The sequence below is a fragment of the Streptococcus sp. HMSC034E12 genome, from assembly GCF_001835915.1.
GTDB classification, from domain to species: Bacteria; Bacillota; Bacilli; order Lactobacillales; family Streptococcaceae; genus Streptococcus; species Streptococcus vaginalis.
This window is the reverse complement of the sequence record NZ_KV826445.1, coordinates 1-233: the sequence shown is the minus strand read 5'-3', so window position 1 is coordinate 233 and position 233 is coordinate 1. Positions and strand designations below refer to the sequence as shown.

At 45.1% G+C, this 233-nt stretch carries 1 protein-coding gene; it reads left to right on the top strand.

Annotated features, from left to right (window positions below; translation table 11 throughout):
• Positions 1–233: DUF1542 domain-containing protein (locus tag HMPREF2574_RS06000; RefSeq protein ID WP_142350187.1), on the top strand; the 233-nt coding region annotated here is incomplete at both ends.

The following is a 233-nucleotide window of genomic DNA, read 5'->3' as shown; positions in this document are numbered from 1 at the left end:
GATGCAGCATTGGCAGAAAAAGAAAAAGCGATCGACGCTAACGACAAACTTTCAGATGCAGAAAAAGCAGCAGCGAAAGAAGAAGCTAAGAAAGCAGCAGACGAAGCTAAGAAAGCGATCGATGAAGCGAAAGATCAAGCTGGAGTAGACGCAAAAGCAACTGAAGGAAAAGATGCAGTAGCCGCAGTAAACCCAGTAGGAAAAGACAAAGCTAAAGCAGCAGTAGATGCAGC